Annotated in this window: 1 pseudogene; it reads right to left on the bottom strand. The window is 46.4% G+C overall.

The features are described 5' to 3' along the window. Positions 1-522: pseudogene (locus R7Q09_RS28255) on the bottom strand (major facilitator superfamily transporter); the annotation flags it as partial.

Raw genomic sequence — 522 nt, 5'->3', positions numbered from 1 at the left:
TTGCAGTGAGTACAAACGCCATCGCGATTTTAGTCGCTGTAGAAAGGTGAACGTCGCGTTTTTCAAGCATACCGAAGAAGCCCGCAACAATAGGGCCACCAACCATACACCAAAGTGGGTTCATTGCCATTGCTGCTTCTGGCTCAAGTGGGATAAAGCCAAATAGTGAGCCTTTCAAAGTATTGATTGCCACCATGTTCATTGACGTCATCATTTGACCGTAGTAGACGAAGAAACACGTAGTCAAGAAGGTCACAATGAGGATGGTGCCCATCTTCAATGACTCGGCTTTGCTGGCTTTCAGCATTAAAGAGACGAAGTAAAGAATCGCAGCGCCACCGATGGCATAAACGATGTTTTGACCAATATCCATGTTTGAGAACATGAAGAACACCAACGCGATCATGGCGACGGAAATCAGTGCGAAGAATACCCAGTTTTTCAAGCTTACCGCTTTTTGGTCAAGTTCAGCGGCTACACCTGTTAGGCCCTTTCTGAACATCAACAACATCACAAGCGCGG

Source organism: Vibrio sp. 2130-1, assembly GCF_033339515.1.
The sequence above is the reverse complement of the archived record's forward strand: the minus strand, read 5'-3'. Positions and strand labels throughout refer to the sequence as shown.